Genomic DNA, 17611 nt, shown 5'->3' with positions numbered 1-17611 from the left:
ACGGAAACCGACACCGCCGAGTGGACTCACCGCTTGCGGGGAGGGGGAGTAAAATCTATAGCAAGTTTTATAGGGTCAAATTATGTTCCCTCCTCGCGAGCGGGGAGGGTTAGGGTGGGGTAAAATTCTATGCAGCTTCACAAAGAATTGGTATTAGGAATGAGGATTTAATAACCTACAACTTTCGATTTGATTGGGAATGGTGCGTTACGCTGCGCTAACACACCCTACTTTTGATACTTTTGCACTTTATTTAATCCGCGTTCCTTAATTAAACCTCGTCTATGTCGGAACCCGGAGTTTTTGATTATTCTGTTGCGTCATTGCGACGTAAGGACGCAATCTCAAAATATGACTGGGAAAACTACAGTTCTCAAGGTAAACGAGGTTTAATGATGTTTATGTTAATTATTTATGGAGTTACTGATTAAAATATATTTTAATACTATTGTACTAAAATCAGAATATATTACAGCAGATTGTAATTACATCTCTGTACAGTAGATTGGTCAAGGAGCTATATATAAAGCTTTTTTACTTCTGGATTCTGGATTCTGCCATAAGTCAATTTTCCCCAGTTCCAATATTATATAATTGATCTGAATTTATATGTCCGAACAATTAAACTTTCAAGGTTCAAGTGCAGACCGTTTACCACCGCAAAACATCGAAGCGGAAGAAGCGATTTTAGGTGGGATATTGCTCGATCCGGAAGCAATAAGCCGTGTGACTGACAAACTAATAACAGATGCATTTTATATTAAGGCACATAGAGATATTTATCAAGCAGCATTACGGTTGAGTGGGCAAGGTAAACCAACGGATTTACTGAGTATTACGAGTTGGTTAAACGACCATGATTTACTAGCTAAGATTGGTGGCAAAAATAAGTTAGTGTCGCTGGTTGAACGTACTGTATCTGCTGTGAATATCGATGCTTTAGCACAGTTGGTAATGGATAAATACCAGCGACGGTTATTGATTAAAGCAGGTAATGAAATTGTGCAATTGGGATTTGAAACCGAGACAGAATTACCGCAAATTTTAGATAAGGCAGAGCAAAAAGTTTTTAGTATTGCCCAGGAAAGAAGTGTTACAGGATTAGTGCATATTGGTGATTCTTTAATTAATAATTTTACTGATATAGAAGAGCGCAATCAAGGAATCGCATTACCGGGTATTTCTTCGGGATTTTATGATTTAGATGCGATAATAAATGGTGGTTTTCAACGTTCGGATTTAATTATTATTGCGGGTAGACCTGCAATGGGAAAATGCGTTGCATTTGACACTGAAATATTAATGGCAGATGGCTCTGTTTCTACAATTGAGGAAATATATCAAAGCCGTCAAGCTCAATTACTTTCATTAGGAAACGATTGGAGATTTTATCAAACTCAACCATCAGCGTATGTAGATGATGGCATAAAACCAGTATTTCGCGTGAAAACACGTTTGGGGAAATATGTTGAAACAACTATTACCCATCCATATTTAACTATTAATGGGTGGCGTAAACTTTCAGAGTTAAAAGTAGGTGATAAAATTGCTGTACCGCGCAGATTAGATGTGTTTGGTACAGAGATAATGCGCGATAGTGAAATTAAAATACTTGCTTATTTAATCGGTGACGGTTGTTTAACTGGTATTAGTCCCCAATTTACAAATAATAACCCTTTGCTGCAAGAAGATTTTTCTCAAGCTGTAACTAATTTTGTTGGTCTGAAAGTTAGGCTGGAAACATCAAATTGGCTGCGAGAATTAGACATTTGGGGTAAGAATGCTCATACTAAGAGTATTCCTAAAGTAATTTTTAGATTAACGCGATCGCAGATAGCTTTATTTCTCAACCGTTTGTTTGCAACCGACGGATGGGCATCAGTTTTAAAAACGGGTCAGGCACAGTTAGGGTATTGTACAGTTAGCGAAAAACTCGCTCGACAAATTCAACATTTATTGCTGAGATTTGGTGTTATTGCTACGCTAAAAGAAAGGTCAGTAAAATATAAAGATACTCGCAGAAAAGCTTGGCAACTCGATATTACCGATGCTTATTCTATCAAAACCTTTGTTTCCGAAATAGGTATATTCGGTAAAGAAAAAGCTATTTCTCAAGTCGAACTTACTTTAGAAGCAAGAGTATATCAAACGAACTATGACACAATACCAGTTGAGATTTGGGAACAACTAGCATCCGTAAAAGGAAATGAACCTTGGGCTACTTTAGCTCGACGTGCAGGTATTAAATCCTATTCAAATATACATGTTGGTAAACGGACTCTATCGCGGGAACGGCTGTGGAAATTAGCAACAGAAGAAGATAATTTACCTCTTCAGCAGTTAGCTGATAGTGATATCTACTGGGATGAAATTGTTTCGATTGAGTCAATGGGTGAAAAACAAGTTTATGACTTAACTATCCCCAATACTCATAATTTTATTGCTAATGATATTTGCGTTCACAATACGAGTTTTGCAATTAATATAGCCCATTATATTGCTGGCTCAATGCGAATGCCTGTGGCGATTTTTAGCTTAGAAATGTCCAAGGAACAATTAGCATTACGGATGTTATCAAGTGAAGCTAAAATTGAAAGTACTTATCTTAAAAGTGGACGTATTAGCCAAAACCAATGGGAAGATTTAACCCGTGGAATTAGTAGTCTTCAAGATATGCCAATTTATATTGATGATACGCCGAATATTACCGTTACAGAAATGCGGAGTCAAGCACGACGTTTGCAGGCAGAAACGGGGGTGGATTTAGGATTGGTTTTGATAGATTACTTGCAATTAATGGAAGGTGGTGGGGATAATCGGGTTCAAGAATTATCAAAAATTACTCGTAATATTAAAGGTTTAGCTAGGGAATTACATGTACCTGTAATTGCACTTTCGCAGTTGAGTCGAGGTGTTGAAGCAAGGACTAATAAAAGACCAATGTTATCGGATTTAAGAGAAAGCGGCAGTATTGAGCAGGATGCGGATTTAGTGATGATGTTATATCGCGATGAATATTATTCTCCTGATACTCCCGAACGAGGTATTGCAGAAGCGATTGTTGCTAAACACCGTCATGGTCCTACTGGTACTATTAAATTATTATTTGACCCGCAATTTACGCAGTTTAAAAATTTGGCGCGATCGAATTATTGATTAGTTGACATCTTGCACTTGTTAGTATGTGGAACACAAATAAAACCAAGCTATAAGACAGAGCTAGCCAGAGTCAGCCAAAGTCAGACAGAGTTAGCCAAAGTCAGACAGAGTTAGCCAAAGTCAGACAGAGTTAGCCAGAGACTAAAGTCCTCTAAAGAAGACTATTAACTGTCCGTTCGCTTAATTCCTAGAGAGAAAAATATTTTCTCAACGACAGAATGCGGCATTCAGACTTTGTAAATTTTTGAGAGGTCAACTAATTTTTCGGTAAATTTGTGAATTCACATTTTTTACTGGTCTAATTGCGAATTTTATCAATAACATGACAAAAAATAGTACAAATAAATTAGTTTTGACTCAAAAAAATGAGCGAACCTACAGTATTAAGGAATTTGATTTTAATGCTAAACCTCGTCTATTTTGGAACAAGCGAGTTTTTGATTATTCTGCTGCGTCATTGCTGCGTAAGGTAGACGCTACTCTCCGAGAAGGCTTTGCGTAGGGTAGAAATCTTAAAATAGGGACTTCCGGAAAATAAAATATCCCAACTGATAGATTTATCAATCAATTATATCCTTTGCAGGGTGGGGAGACCCCACCCCTACGACACAATAATTTGGGACAATTTATTATTTCTTGGTGTTTCTATATGACACGGAAAACTATAGTTTTCAAGGTAGATGAGGTTTATATAAATTAATTCATTATATTGAATTAGGGAATTAAGAGTATGGAAAAGGGAAATTCCTAATTCCCAATTCCCAATTCCCAATTCCCATTAATAATTAACTAATTTTCAACAATTCTACGTCAAAAATTAGGGTGGCATTGGCGGGAATGATACCACCAGCACCACGAGAACCGTAACCCAGTTCAGATGGGATGATTAAACGACGTTTTCCACCAACTTTCATGGTTCCGACTCCTTCATCCCAACCTTTGATAACTTGTCCAACACCGATTTGAAAGTCAAAAGGACGATTTCGACCAACTGAGCTATCAAACTCGGTTCCATCTTCTAAAGTGCCAATGTAATGAACGGTGACTTTTTGCCTTGTTTTAGGTGCTTCACCAGTTCCTTCCTCGATATCGATGTATTTCAATCCAGAGGGGGTAGTAACTGCATTATCTTCTGACATTTTTTTGCTCGCTATTAAAGTGTTGTTTTCAGTTATGACAGTAGCTACTGGTGTTGTTTGGGTAATTGTTTGAGTAATTGGGTTTGCGATCGCATTATTATTTTTATCGCCACCAATTTGTGCAAAAACTAGAACTACCACGCAAACCAGCATGACGCGGACACTGAGTAAAATCGCTTTCAAAATAAATCCTCCCTAGTTAAAAAGGTGTGAAATCTTGCCAGGGGGAGTATCCCTGTGGCAAAGTTTTACGTGAAAATGAAATTACCAGTAGAACAAAACTTAGTTTATATCGCAAATGGCATTAAATACCTAGTCGTTTTGGGAATAGTAAAAAATAAATTATCCGAAAATCTGGAGGTGTGGTATCTCTGTGTCCAATATGACATGAAGACGTTCCACCGGAATATACATCATAAGACGTTCCGGTGGAACGTCTCTACTTCCACAACTTATTCTCTAAATCCCTTATTTGACGCTCTAATCGGTCAATTCTACCGCGTAATTCGTCTACTTCCGATTGTCTGGCTACGCCTAAATCTTGCATCATATTTCGCATTTGACGTTGCATATTTGTTTCCCAAGTACCCTGCTCGGATTTCATTTGCTGCATCATGTCATCCATCACGATTTTTGCTTGTTCTGGATCGAGTTTGCCGTCTTTGACTAGTTTATCGCTTGCTTCTTTGATTTTTTCTGCCATTATCGAGGTTGTACCGATACCTAGCATTACTAACTGTTGCATCCAATTGTTGTTATCCATAATTTTTCCTATGCTTTGTTTTTAATTCAAATTTTGCGTCACAGCTAAGGTGATTCTAATTTACATTTTTAAATCAGATGTGTTGATAACTATACCTGGACAGTACGCATCTACGAACTATGTTGAAACAACCTTTGACGATTTTGGAGACGAATTCGCTTTCCGAGCGATAATTAATAGTCAGTATGGGTTAGTGCAAGAGAAAGGAGATAATAAGAATATTTTGGCAATTTAATCTATTCTGGCAAAATAACATGGGAATGCGATCGCATGGTGATTGAGTTACTTAAATTTAAGGTTCCTTCCGAAAAACGGGAAGAATACATTCTCAAGGATGCTGAAATCTGGACGACTTCACTGGCAAGGTATCCGGGTTTTTTAGGCAAGGAGGTGTGGATTAACCCGAATGTTCCTGAGGAAGTGACTTTTGTCGTCCATTGGGCAACTAAAGAAGATTGGAAAGCAATTCCTGTCAAGGATTTGGATGCTATTTCTGACAAGTTCGATCGTGCGCTGGGTTTTACTTGCGAGATGATTGAGTCATCGGAATTTCAGGTTCGCAAGTTTCCACAAAAATAGGATTACTGTAATGTAATGTACGGTAGCACAACCACAATAAAACAACCCCTCCCTAACCCTCCCCTTATTAAGGGGAGGGAACTGGATTTCTTATGTTCCCCCTTTTTGGAAGGGGAGGGAACTGGATTTCTTATTTTCCCCCCTTGAAAAGGGGGGTTAGGGGGGATAATTTCCGGGTTATGAAGGGAAATCAGACTTCTATGTATGTGCTAGACATGGACTATTTGGGTATTTTACTTTTTCGCGGTGCTTGCAGATGCGATCGCGCCTATATTAGATAGAGAAATTCTCCCGACTGTATCAATACGACTAACTGTTAAGTAACCCAAATCTAGTGCTGATAATTCTGTCACCTGTTCGGGTATTTTAAAGTTATAGGTTAATTTTGTGGGAATACCGGGAGCTAAGTCTGTTTGTATTTTGTCTCTGGAGTCATACTGATTTAACTGTAAGCTGGCAGATGTATAAACGTTCCCTAAATTGTCAACCGCACGGGTTTGGTATTGTTCGTTACGAGCGCCAAAACTAATTTTGAGATAATTATCGTTAAAATTAGTCGCGATCACCTCACAAACAACTTGTGTCTTACTTTTAGCACGCTGACAACCTCGATACTCGAAGGTGATATTGTATCTTTTGTCTGTTTGTTTAATTGCAGATGATTGGGCTGATGGTGTCTGTGCAGCAGCTTTTGATACAACAAGTGTAGGTGCTACTATTTGGACACAAGTTCCCAGTACTAATCCTGTGAGGGCGACGTTTTTTATACTTTTCCACATTCTATGCATAATTTTTGGCTGTTGTTGTTTTAATCACTCATTCTACATCGTAGAATTGCTGATAGATAGTTAGCTAGTTTAAAGACTGTTTAAAGTCTAATGAGTTTCTGGCTTTTAACTAAACTGTTTTGCGAAAAATTCAGCATAGCGACGTTTCAGAGCTAATAATTCCTCGTGAGTTCCCGATTCGACAATTTGCCCTTTTTCGAGAACTAAAATGCGATCGCATTTTCTCACGGTACTTAATCTATGGGCAATAACAAACACTGTGCGTCCTTCCATGACTCGTTCTAATGCGTTCTGTACAAGGGATTCTGATTCCGCATCTAGTGCTGATGTCGCTTCATCAAGTATCAAAATACGAGGATTTAGGAGAACTGCACGCGCGATCGCAATTCGTTGTCTTTGTCCTCCCGATAAGTTTACACCTCTTTCGCCCACAACTGTGTAATAACCGTCGGGTAAATTGCTAATAAATTGATGTGCGTTGGCGATTTTTGCAGCTTCTTCCACTGCTGCCATATCAAATTCACTTTGTCCAAAAGCGATATTTTGGGCAATGGTTCCGGAAAACATTGTGGTTTCTTGGGGAACTATACCAATTTGCCGACGCAAGCTGTTTAATGTGACATCACGAATTTTGATATCATCAATTAAGATTTCTCCAGCTTGGGAATCGTAAAATCGCGGGATTAAGTTGACAAAAGTGGTTTTTCCTGCACCAGAAGAACCAACAAGAGCAATAACTTCCCCGGGTTCTGCCAACAAACTAATATTATCAATGATGGGTTCCCCTGGTTTGTAAGCAAAGTTAACCTGACGAAATTCAACTTTACCACTCACACGAGGAAGAGTCAGCGCATCAAATTGTTCTTCCACAGCAGGTTTAATTGCTAATAGTTCAAATACCCTATCTACAGATGCTTCAGCTTCTTTGAATAAATTATAATTACTTGTAATATGACCAATTGGATCGATTAATAAAGCTGCACCAGAAAGATAACTAAAAAATTTACCAACTGTTAAACTACCTGCGGAAATTTGCCAAGCTGCAAAGAAAAGTAATATCAAGAAACTCAATGCTTGCAAAAATCCAATAATCGGAATTTGAATCGCTTTTAATCGCTCAGTTGAATATTTCGCTTTCATTGCCACTTCAGCTTCCTTGCTAAACCGAGCAATTTCATAAGCTTCGGCAGCAAATGCTTGAACAATGCGAATACCTGAAAAAATCTCAGTTAAAATTGCCGATAAATCCGATACTTGATTTTGACTGCGACGGGAATATTTTTGCAACTTTTCCCCAAACCAAGCAATTAAAACTAGCATTACTGGCATAATTGTTAAAGTTGCCAGAGTCAATTGCCAGCTTAAATAAACCATATAAATCGGTATGGCGATTAACTGCAAAGCACAAGGAATAAAATCGTGTAAAAACTTGTGGACAGCTTCACCAACCCGATCCACATCCTCAGTCACGCGGTAAGATAAATCACCAGCCTTTGCCGTCTCAAAATAGCCTAAACTCAGCCGTTGCAGATGTCCATAAACCCGTTTGCGGAGATTAAAAGCAACCTGCAAAGCAGCCTTAACCATATAAATATCTTGAACTGACTGAAAAAAACCACGTAGAAGAAATATAGCTCCCAGAATACCAGCAAGTTGCGCGATCGCAATTACATCACCTTCACTAAAGGGTATTGATAGCTTCTGAACGAGATATATCAGCGCTAGCGTAGCAAATACATACCCAACAATACCAATAAACCCCCTGACGATATTTTGCCATTGGGGACGAATATAAGGTAGAAGTTGTCTGTAATTAGATTCAGTTTTTGGTGAGATATTAATCAAGCTGCCCACATCCACACACTAGGTATTCCTCTGTTAGACGCTAGCAGGTTTTGGGTAGTTTCTGGAAGATGAGCAGGAAACATATATTCACAAATAAACCTAAACAAACCTAAACAAACCTAAATAAACCTAAATAAACCTAAATAAACCTAAACAAACCCAAACAAAAAACCAGATAAACTTGAAATGCGATGCTCATTAACGTTAGTTTGTGTTTAGAACGCTCCTCCGGAATATCGTGAATCTTCCTGTAGGTATTCCACCACATCCTCAGAAACCTGTTTGTTCCAAATTTATGAGAGAATTGTTAAAATTTCAGATATAGAAGTGTATAAGGGTTTATTGGTTTCAAATTAACGCCACTATTAAAAAAGTAAGGTAAAGAAAATCAAATTTAAAGTAGTTGTTCATGAAGCCGAAGAAGGTGGATATTGGGCTGAAGTACCAGCAATTCCTGGTTGTGCGACTCAAGGAGATACATTTGAAGAATTACTTGAAAATCTTTATGAAGCAATTGAAGGCTGTTTATCAGTAGATGTTGACATAGCCAAAATAACGGAAAAATCAAAAGTTATGGAAATTGCTGTATGAAAGTTAAAATTATACAGGAACTTTTAAGGCATATCTCCCGAAACCAGGTTCCTTCCCCCACGACAAACCCAAGAAGTCGGGTTCCTTACCCCACAAAAAATCCCCAATTAGCACGACTAAACCAGTAACCCGACTTCTAACCCCACGCAAAAAAACCAAATAATATTAAGCCGCATTAAGTATCAGGTGATGCCAGAAACCCGGTTTCTGTTGATGACGCAACAAAGATAGTCATGCTGAGTTAAAGAGAAACCCGGTTTCTTCATATTCTAACCCCACGCAAAAACCCCTATTTAATGTTGGGTTACGCAAAGCCTTCACCCAACCTACAATTAATACAATTACTTAAATCGCATCTTCCAACACACGACAGGTATTCTTCCAAGTCCAAATTCCCACAACCGCAACCACAACACTCATCCCCATCAAAACAGTTTGTAACCCCAAATAATCAGTTAACAAACCTGTAATTGCGAGTGGTGCAGATAGAGCAATATTCACAGCATGATTTTGAAATCCAAAGACTTTACCACGCATTTCTGGTGGAGTTTGTTGCTGAATCAAAGTTTGCATTGGTACACCAATTAACGAAGCACCAACACCTAATAAAGCACTCATTCCTAAACCAATTACTAACTCATTGGTGAAGTTAAATATAGCCAACACAAACGCCATAATCAAAAAGCCAATTAAAGGTAAAGGTTTGTGGTGGAATTTATCACCCCAATGTCCTAAAATTCCCGCTCCCAATACCATCCCAATCCCCGCAGCAGCAAGGAAAAAGCCAAACTGTTTTTTCTCCAATCCAAATTTGTCAGTTAATCCTGTTGTTAATACCATTAATGCCGCAAATACACAATATAAAACCGTCAATTGAAACATCGCATTCAAAACTAAACGGTTCTTTTTGAGATAGCGTAAACCATCTTTAAATTCTGCCCAAGGTTTAATTTGACTACGGGATTTTATATGTTTTTGTTCTATAAAATGAATTGGTTGCATAATTGCCGCAGATACTAAATATAAACCTGCAACAGTAATTTCTTGTCCCCAATTTGGGTTAATATTTTTTGCCCAACTGAGAATTGGTTCACCGATTGCAAAGCCAATAATCACCGCTCCCATCATCGTACTGCTAAATAATGCATTCGCTGCCATCAAACATTCATTTCGCACCAAAAGCGGTATTGCTGCTTGTTCTGCTGGTGCAAAAAACTGCGTTACTGTGGATATGGCAAAGGAAATAATTAGTAAAATTAAAAATTCTTTGGGTAAAAACGGAATCAGAAGTGTGAGTATTCCCCTAACAATATCCGAACCAATCATAATCGGTTTTTTAGGAAAGCGATCGACAAAAATACCACCAGCAGAACCAAATAAAATCGCAGGTATGGTAAAGGCAATCATCAAAGTTGAGTACATCGAGTTATTTAAACCGGGAATTGGTTTATATGTCTCCAACAAACCAATCAAAAGCACCAATAACACCTTATCAGCGAGTTGAGACACAACCTGCCCAATCCATAGCAGCATAAAGTTACGATTTTTAATCAGGGCAATAAACCCATTATTCACAGCAGCAGGTTCGGTTGGAAACATTATTATCCCTAACTCCTTGTCTCTATTTCTCACTCCTATTTTTTAGCCTTATTATCCGGACTATTTTTCCTCTTTGTTATTTAAAATTACCTGTAAAAAGTCGCTGGCTGTTCCGTATGTTTGTTCTGGTAATTCTACTGTTGACAAACTGGTTGACAAACTAATACAAATTCCTTTTACCATTTGGGGATTGCTCCACATTTCTAAATGATTTACGCTAGGTTCTGCATAAAAATTAGTTTCTCCTCCACCAAGTAATAAAGAACTCCAGTGAGTAAAATAATCGTGACTCAAGCGATAAATTGGAAAGTTAGCAAATAAAGGTACTCCCCATCCATCTATAGCAATAAATGACCTAACTTTACCTCCTTGTAATTCCCATAAATAAGCTGCAATTAATGCTCCAATTACACCAGCACTAAAACTAATCAATGTAATTGGTGTTGTTTGCTTATTCCGAATATTTTTGTCTAAAAAATCTAATAGATGTAAACCTGATACGGGTAAAATTCCCTCATTGGGGAAAACAAGTATATTTGGGTAATTAATCTGATTTGAATTATCTCCAAATAATTGGGAGACGAACCCATCAGTTAAAGCTTGTTCGTGAATACCGGGACAAATAATAATAGTCATCCGTATATTGGGATTGATTCTATACCAAAAATCAAAATAACCCCTTTCCCTGCCCCATTTCTGAGTCTGTGAGTAATCTCCACACAAATCTACTTATAACTTAACGTTGCGATCGCAATCTATCAAATCGGACACAATCTATATATCTTCAGGATTACAAGCAATTTTCTCCGAGTGTATCTTTAGAAATATTGTTATTTTTTAACTACCCATACTATCCCCCTGGATAGGATAATAAGTTAGAGGGGAAAAACCCACAAAAAACAACTTCTGAACTCTAGGTTGCATTCGAGGAAACAATTGTGGTTGCTACACCAGAAAAGTTACAGCACGCAGACGAACATCTCTCAAACCAGGAAACAAACAAGCAAAGGGTAGCTGTATTGTTGATGGGTTATGGAGAAGTTGAAAGCTACGAAGATTTTGCCAACTATAACGAACAAGCTTTAAATCTGTTGACAGCCAAATTTGCACCTGTTCCAACTTGGATTTATCCACCTTTAGCAAAGCTTTTAGCACTGTTTGACAGACACGAATGGGGACATACCCATCATGACTTTATTTCACCCCATAATGCCATTTTTGAAAAACAGCGTGAGGGAATCGAAAAGCAATTACAATCCAAATGGGGTGAAGGAATCCAAGTCTTTAAAGCATTTAACTTTTGCGCTCCTTTCCTTCCCAATCAAGTTTTAGCAGAAATCAAAAGTCAGGGATTTGACAAAATTCTGATCTACCCATTACTGGTTGTCGATTCGATTTTCACCAGTGGAATTGCGATCGAACAGGTTAATAATGCCTTAACAGAACTTGCAGATGATAACGAACATTGGTTAAAAGGATTGCGCTATATTCCTTCCTTCTATAACGAACCTAAATATATTGATTTGATGGCGCGTATAGTTGAAGATAAAATTAATACAGATTTAAAAGGGGCTTACTTACCTTCGGAAATTGGTATTATTTTAATGAACCACGGTTGTCCGCACAAAGCCAAAGGTTTCACTTCGGGAATTGTCGAAAGTCAAGCGCTATACGACTTGGTACGGGATAAATTAATCAACCGTTACCCCTTAATTTCCGTTGGTTGGTTGAACCACGACACACCATTAATTGAATGGACACAACCAAACGCTGAACAAGCAGCAAAAAACTTGATTCAACTTGGTGCAAAAGCGTTAATGTTTATGCCGATCGGTTTTGCTACCGAAAATCACGAAACACTACTTGATGTTCATCATATCATTCACGCATTAGAGAAAAAGCATCCTAATGTTAATTGTATCCAGATGGCTTGTGTTAATGATAATGCAGATTTCCTAGCGACAGCAGCGAATTGGGCTGATACTCATATTGCTGAGTTACTATCTGCGGATGCTGTAACTGTTAACCCTCAAACAGCACATAACCACCATCATCACCACCATTAGATATCGACCTAATTTGATGATTCGGTATTTTAATTGATTTCACCAGTAGGGGCAAACGGTTGTTTGCCCTTATTTTATTTCTTATTTTATTTACTTATAATTTGACTAATATAGAACCCCTCTCCAACCTCTCCCCTTACTAAGGGGAGAGGCTTAGAAATATCAGTTTTGGAAGATAAAAAGTCTAATCTTTAACCGTTTTTAGCATAATTTCATTGAACTTCTATTTGCGAACCATAGAGTTCGACAAAGCGATTGTAAAGATACATATTTTTGTGATTCGATAAATTACCTGCATGGAAGAATTTGCCCACATTCCGTTATGCGATCGCACCCCAAAAGGCTGACAAGGATGTTCTTTAGGAGATACTCTTCTTGATTCAAGTATTAATTAATATTGATTTATATGTAATTAATAGTTATTAGTACTGACAAGAAAAATTGGCGATCGCCCAAATGTTTATATATAACAGTTGGGGTGTGGAACGTAAGTTAGATTTATTCATTGTAAATTATAAGAATAGTTTGCAGGGATGTTAATCTGTTCATTGCCCAAGATGGAGGCAGAAGGATAAAACCATGTCCATAGAACATTTCGATGTTGTGATTGTCGGAGCAGGACTTTCTGGAATCGGCACTGCTTACCACCTACAGAGCAAGTGCCCAGGAAAAAGCTACATGATTCTGGAAGGACGAGACTCTATGGGTGGAACCTGGGACCTCTTCCGCTATCCAGGTATCCGCTCCGATAGCGATATGTATACACTCGGCTATAGCTTCAAGCCCTGGAAAGAAGCGAAAGTCATCGCTGACGGACCGTCGATCCTCAAATATGTGCAGGAGACTGCCGTAGAGAACGGTATCGATGAACATATCCGCTATGGTTATCTAGTAAAGAAAGCTACTTGGTCAAGCACCAATTCCACCTGGACGATTGAAACTCAACACAAGGATACAGATGAAACTGTCTGCTTCAGCTGCAATCTCCTGCTGATGTGTTCTGGCTACTACAGCTACAAGGGTGGCTATACTCCGGAATTCAAAGGTCGCGATCGCTTCGAGGGCAAGATAGTTCATCCGCAAAAATGGGACAAGGCTCTCGATTATCGCGGGAAAAAAGTGGTCGTCATCGGTTCCGGAGCAACCGCAATCACCTTGGTGCCAGAAATGGCTAAAGATGCAGAACATGTAGTGATGCTGCAACGTTCACCAAGTTATGTTTTTTCGCGCTCCGACGAGGATGCCACTGCCAACTTTCTCAGGAAGTTCCTGCCTGCAAAACTGACCTATCTCATCATGCGTTTGAAGTACATCGCATTCCAACAGATATCTTATCTTACTGTGCGCGCCAAACCTGAAATGAGCAAGCAGAAGCTGATCGACATGGTGCGTCAAGAACTTGGTGCTGACTATGATGTCGAGACACATTTCACTCCGCGCTATAATCCTTGGGACCAGCGTCTCTGCCTTGTGGCGAACAGCGACCTGTTCCAAGCGATCAAGTCCGGTAAGGCATCGGTTGTTACTGATAATATAGATACTTTCACAGAAAAAGGTATCCTTCTAAAATCGGGTCAGGAACTCGAAGCTGATATCATTGTCACGGCAACGGGACTCAATCTCGTCGTGCTTGGTGGTGTAAAATTCGAGGTTGATGGTCAGCCAGTTGACTTCTCGAATACCTATGTCTACAAAGGTATGATGTATTCGGACGTACCGAACCTTGTTTCAGTATTTGGTTACGTCAATGCATCCTGGACTCTACGTGCCGACCTAATAGCGGAATATATTTGCCGCATCATCAATCACATGGGTAAGACTGCTTCTTCTCAGTGTACGCCGCGTCTGCGGGATGAAGAGCAGAATATGACTGCGCGTCCCTTGGTTGAGAATTTCTCCTCTAGCTACATACAGCGCGTGATGCACTTGTTGCCGAAGCAGGGCGATCGCGAACCCTGGGTTGGCGCACAAAGCTACAAGCGCGACAAGAAAATGGTTCGTCGTGAGGCTATTGAAGACGGTGTGCTGGTATTCAGCAATTCTGCCCCAGAAATTCAGAAGCATTCGTGACAGGTTAAAAGCGAGTGTATTTTGTCAATAATTCAAGGGATATGAATTAGCTAATATGATAATGATAAGTACAAATTAGTGTATAAGGAGAGACAAGAATTACTTATCTCTCCTTGCGGCAGTGTCGATTATTATTATTAAGCTTTAAAGTTGAGGTTGAGGTTTCTGCTGATATTGCTAACCGTTGGTTCCCTTACAATAATGACTAAGTATTTATATATTATTTGTCCTTATTTATATTAGATTCTATTCAAATAAGAGAAACTTCTATTTGCGAACCATAGAGTTCGACAAAGCGATTGTAAAGATACATATTTTTGTGATTCGATAAATTACCTGCATGGAATAATTTGCCCACATTCCGTTATGCGATCGCACGTAGATAAGATAAATCTTCAAACAGTGAAAACCTACCCAGCACAAAGAAAAAGTATTTGTAAAAATAGCTTAAATCACTGGAGATTGCTGTAAATATCTATGAAGAAGTAATGTTCGTTGTTTGTTAAAGGTAAAACATACTTAAAATCAACACCAAAAAGCTTTAACCGAGAAACATTAGCTCCAATTATTGTTTCACATCTGACAGTTTACATAATCATTTATCAATTAAATTTTTAATACTTTGCTACCTAAACTCAACAAGTAGAGGCTACATTAATTATTAAATAAAGGGGGAACATCCCTCAGCTAGGTAGAGAAAAGGGCAATTATAATTAGTTAATAAGCTTATTTTTGAGAATCGTTTTTTATCTTTCTAAGAAATATCATTTTCCTGCTAGCTTGTTATAGTGGAAATATTGCTAAATTATCACCAACGATATAGCCAGAAAACAAAGTAATTAAAAGTATTCTCAGCTTAGTCTACCTGTGATTGGATACCAAGTCCACATTAAAAAGCTTGTACAGCACGCCTTTCCCTGCACTAGCATCCGGTATACTACTACTCTATCGTTTCATCACTTATTAGTCGCGTAATAATATAGCTATATTCTTAAGTGCTTGTCCGATAGTCTCTTTTGTCCATAGTTCTTCGATATAAATCAAATCCCCTAATGACTAAGGAATCTCAGCAAAATATCGCAAAACTGCTCGAACAGCTATCGAATAGCCGTCAAACTCAACACGTGAGAGAGCAAATGACTTATTTAGGTGAATTAGGAACTGCTTGTGAGAGTGCGCTTGATTTTTCCCAAGCTGTAGATTACTACAAACAACTTTTAGAGCTTTCAGAAAAAAATGACGATAAGAATACCCAAGAAGTTGCACTTTATAATATTGCAAATTGTTACCGTCAATTAAGTAAATTTAATGATTCCCTCGATTATTTTTCGCGATTGATAAAAGTGACTCGCAACACCGGAAATCGTGTTTTACAGATAGCTGGGTTTTGGGGAAAGGGAACAAATTACCAAAACTTAGCGCAGTATCAGAAAGCGATAGAGTGCTTTCAAATACAATTTGCCCTTGCTTGCGAGATGGACGAACGTAACTGGCAAAAAAGCGCTTTAGGTTCCTTAGGGAATGTGTATCAGTTTTTAGGAGACTTCCAAAAAGCCTTAGACTACGAAAATAGAGCTTTGACAATGGCTCGTGAATTAGGGGATGTGAAAGCAGCAGCAGACTCCTTAGCTAACTTAGGAAGTATTTACCTGCAATTACGTGGTTGGGAAATGGCAATTGATTTTTGCGCTCAAGCACTTGCGATCGCATGGGAAAATAATAATAAAGATTTAATTATGGTGAGTCTTCATAGTCTTGGGCAAGCATATAAAGGTATAAATCAATATGCTAAAGCGAAAGACTACTTATCAAAAGCCCTAGAAATTTCCAGCGAACTTGGTGAAAAACGGGTTAGAAGCGCAATTTTGCAAGGATTAAGCGATGTATGCACTCAGACAAACCAAGTTGAACAAGCGATTGAATACAACATGGAATCCCTACGCATAAGTCGAGAAATTGGCAACCGTTTTGGAGAAGCTGCGGCATTATCGAGAATTGCGATCGCGTATCAGAATATAGGTAGAAACAACAAAGCTTTAAACTATTATCAGCAGTCACTCATAATTTTGCAGGAAATTGGAGCAAAACAAAGCCAGCAACAATTATTTTTTAATATTGGAACTATTTATTACCGCGATAAATTGTATGCAAAAGCTCTCGGATTTCTACGTACAGCTTTAATTCTGACTGAAGAATTAAAAATGTCAGCAGAACAAGCAAGAGTTGAACTCGCAATGGGAGCAGTATTTCAAAAGCTGAATCAACATCGAGATGCCATTTATCACTACCGTCAAGCATACCAAATTTATAAAAAAATTGGAGATGAAGCACAAGCACAGCAAATGTTGAAAACCATGCATAAATTGGGTGTAGAACCTTCTATTTGAGGGATTGAAATTCAATTTTTAGTTGAATGATAATTTGACTGCTGCCAAGGATGAATTTAGGTGTATCTAATAATTAATCAGATGTTGAAAGATAACAGAGCGGACATTATTGTGTTCGCTCTATATTTTTGGAAATAATATCTAAGCAGAGAAGAGAGTGACGTAATTAATAAATCCCAAATCCCAAATCCCAATATTTTGTAGCATATCTGACATGTATAAAAACTCAAAAAGAATATATTGAAAATGCCTTAGAGAACACCAATAAATAAATTCTCCAATATTGTAGGGGTGGGGTCTCCCCACCCTTCGCGTGATAGTGTTGATAAGTATATGATTTGAATATTTTATTTTATGGAAGTCCCTTAATACATCAAAGAAATATTTTTGTATTCAAGCTCACAAATTTAGATAAAGTTTTCGCAGATTAAATAATAAAAAAATAATGATAAAAAAATGACTTTTAAAAATAAATTTATCCTGCTACAGTCTTAACGAGCCGATTCCCATAAGGCTTGATTTTTCTACAATGTCAAAAAATCTAAATTAAAAAAATTAAAAATCTGCCAAAGTGGCAACAGTAGTTAACTGATTTTGTTATTCATTGATTTAAGTAACCAGACAG

15 protein-coding genes are annotated in these 17611 nt (G+C 38.1%); 8 read left to right on the top strand and 7 right to left on the bottom strand.

Going from position 1 to position 17611, the window contains the following annotated elements; genetic code table 11:
* Positions 1-284: 284 nt before the first annotated feature.
* The 3 genes from CK510_RS32700 (at position 285) to CK510_RS11020 (ending at position 3661) form a co-directional block, all read left to right on the top strand.
* Entirely contained in the window at positions 285-431 is a 147-nt protein-coding gene (locus CK510_RS32700; RefSeq protein ID WP_211293160.1) for a hypothetical protein, read from the top strand.
* A gap of 178 nt (positions 432-609) precedes the next feature.
* On the top strand, positions 610-3156 hold the full coding sequence (dnaB, locus tag CK510_RS11025; RefSeq protein ID WP_095721752.1) for a replicative DNA helicase: 2547 nt from the start codon (positions 610-612) through the stop codon (positions 3154-3156).
* 325 nt (positions 3157-3481) lie between these two features.
* Complete coding sequence (locus tag CK510_RS11020) at positions 3482-3661, top strand: hypothetical protein (RefSeq protein WP_095721751.1); 180 nt, start codon at positions 3482-3484, stop codon at positions 3659-3661.
* A 283-nt stretch (positions 3662-3944) separates the two neighbouring features.
* Here CK510_RS11020 and CK510_RS11015 read toward each other — a convergent pair whose 3' ends face one another.
* Both CK510_RS11015 and CK510_RS11010 read right to left on the bottom strand, forming a co-directional pair.
* A complete protein-coding gene (locus CK510_RS11015; protein ID WP_095721750.1) occupies positions 3945-4481 on the bottom strand; it encodes an FKBP-type peptidyl-prolyl cis-trans isomerase in 537 nt (178 codons plus the stop codon).
* Positions 4482-4737: 256 nt separating this feature from the next.
* Positions 4738-5061, bottom strand: coding sequence for a phasin family protein (locus CK510_RS11010; RefSeq protein WP_095721749.1), 324 nt, complete (start codon positions 5059-5061; stop codon positions 4738-4740).
* Positions 5062-5331: 270 nt separating this feature from the next.
* Here CK510_RS11010 and CK510_RS11000 point away from each other — a divergent pair, with 270 nt between their 5' ends.
* Entirely contained in the window at positions 5332-5640 is a 309-nt protein-coding gene (locus tag CK510_RS11000; protein ID WP_095721747.1) for a TIGR03792 family protein, read from the top strand.
* 233 nt (positions 5641-5873) lie between these two features.
* Here the strand turns inward: CK510_RS11000 and CK510_RS10995 are convergent, their stop codons facing one another.
* A complete protein-coding gene (locus tag CK510_RS10995; RefSeq protein WP_158224881.1) occupies positions 5874-6428 on the bottom strand; it encodes a hypothetical protein in 555 nt (184 codons plus the stop codon).
* 105 nt (positions 6429-6533) lie between these two features.
* Positions 6534-8273, bottom strand: a complete 1740-nt coding sequence (locus CK510_RS10990; protein WP_245912045.1) for an ABC transporter ATP-binding protein — start codon at positions 8271-8273, stop codon at positions 6534-6536.
* 387 nt (positions 8274-8660) lie between these two features.
* Between CK510_RS10990 and CK510_RS10985 the strand changes: the two genes are divergently transcribed.
* Positions 8661-8864, top strand: coding sequence for a type II toxin-antitoxin system HicB family antitoxin (locus tag CK510_RS10985; protein ID WP_095721753.1), 204 nt, complete (start codon positions 8661-8663; stop codon positions 8862-8864).
* A 9-nt stretch (positions 8865-8873) separates the two neighbouring features.
* Here the strand turns inward: CK510_RS10985 and CK510_RS31670 are convergent, their stop codons facing one another.
* The 3 genes from CK510_RS31670 to CK510_RS10975 all read right to left on the bottom strand — a co-directional run bounded on the left by CK510_RS31670 (position 8874) and on the right by CK510_RS10975 (position 11099).
* Entirely contained in the window at positions 8874-9023 is a 150-nt protein-coding gene (locus tag CK510_RS31670; protein ID WP_158224880.1) for a hypothetical protein, read from the bottom strand.
* A gap of 186 nt (positions 9024-9209) precedes the next feature.
* Entirely contained in the window at positions 9210-10463 is a 1254-nt protein-coding gene (locus CK510_RS10980; protein WP_095721745.1) for an MFS transporter, read from the bottom strand.
* Positions 10464-10523: 60 nt separating this feature from the next.
* Complete coding sequence (locus CK510_RS10975; RefSeq protein ID WP_095721744.1) at positions 10524-11099, bottom strand: hypothetical protein; 576 nt, start codon at positions 11097-11099, stop codon at positions 10524-10526.
* Between the two features lie 302 nt (positions 11100-11401).
* On the opposite strand from CK510_RS10975, the gene CK510_RS10970 reads away from it, so the two are divergent.
* From CK510_RS10970 to CK510_RS10960, 3 genes are all read left to right on the top strand, one after another.
* Positions 11402-12529, top strand: coding sequence for a ferrochelatase (locus CK510_RS10970; RefSeq protein WP_095721743.1), 1128 nt, complete (start codon positions 11402-11404; stop codon positions 12527-12529).
* Positions 12530-13108: 579 nt separating this feature from the next.
* Positions 13109-14599 carry a flavin-containing monooxygenase gene (locus tag CK510_RS10965; protein WP_095721742.1) on the top strand — a complete coding sequence of 497 codons (1491 nt, stop codon included), beginning with the start codon at positions 13109-13111 and terminating at the stop codon, positions 14597-14599.
* 1052 nt (positions 14600-15651) lie between these two features.
* Positions 15652-16986 carry a tetratricopeptide repeat protein gene (locus CK510_RS10960; protein WP_095721741.1) on the top strand — a complete coding sequence of 445 codons (1335 nt, stop codon included), beginning with the start codon at positions 15652-15654 and terminating at the stop codon, positions 16984-16986.
* Positions 16987-17611: the final 625 nt, after the last annotated feature.

It is taken from the genome of Brunnivagina elsteri CCALA 953 (assembly GCF_002289455.1).
Classification (GTDB): domain Bacteria; phylum Cyanobacteriota; class Cyanobacteriia; order Cyanobacteriales; family Nostocaceae; genus Brunnivagina; species Brunnivagina elsteri.
This window is presented reverse-complemented; position numbering and strand designations above follow the sequence as displayed.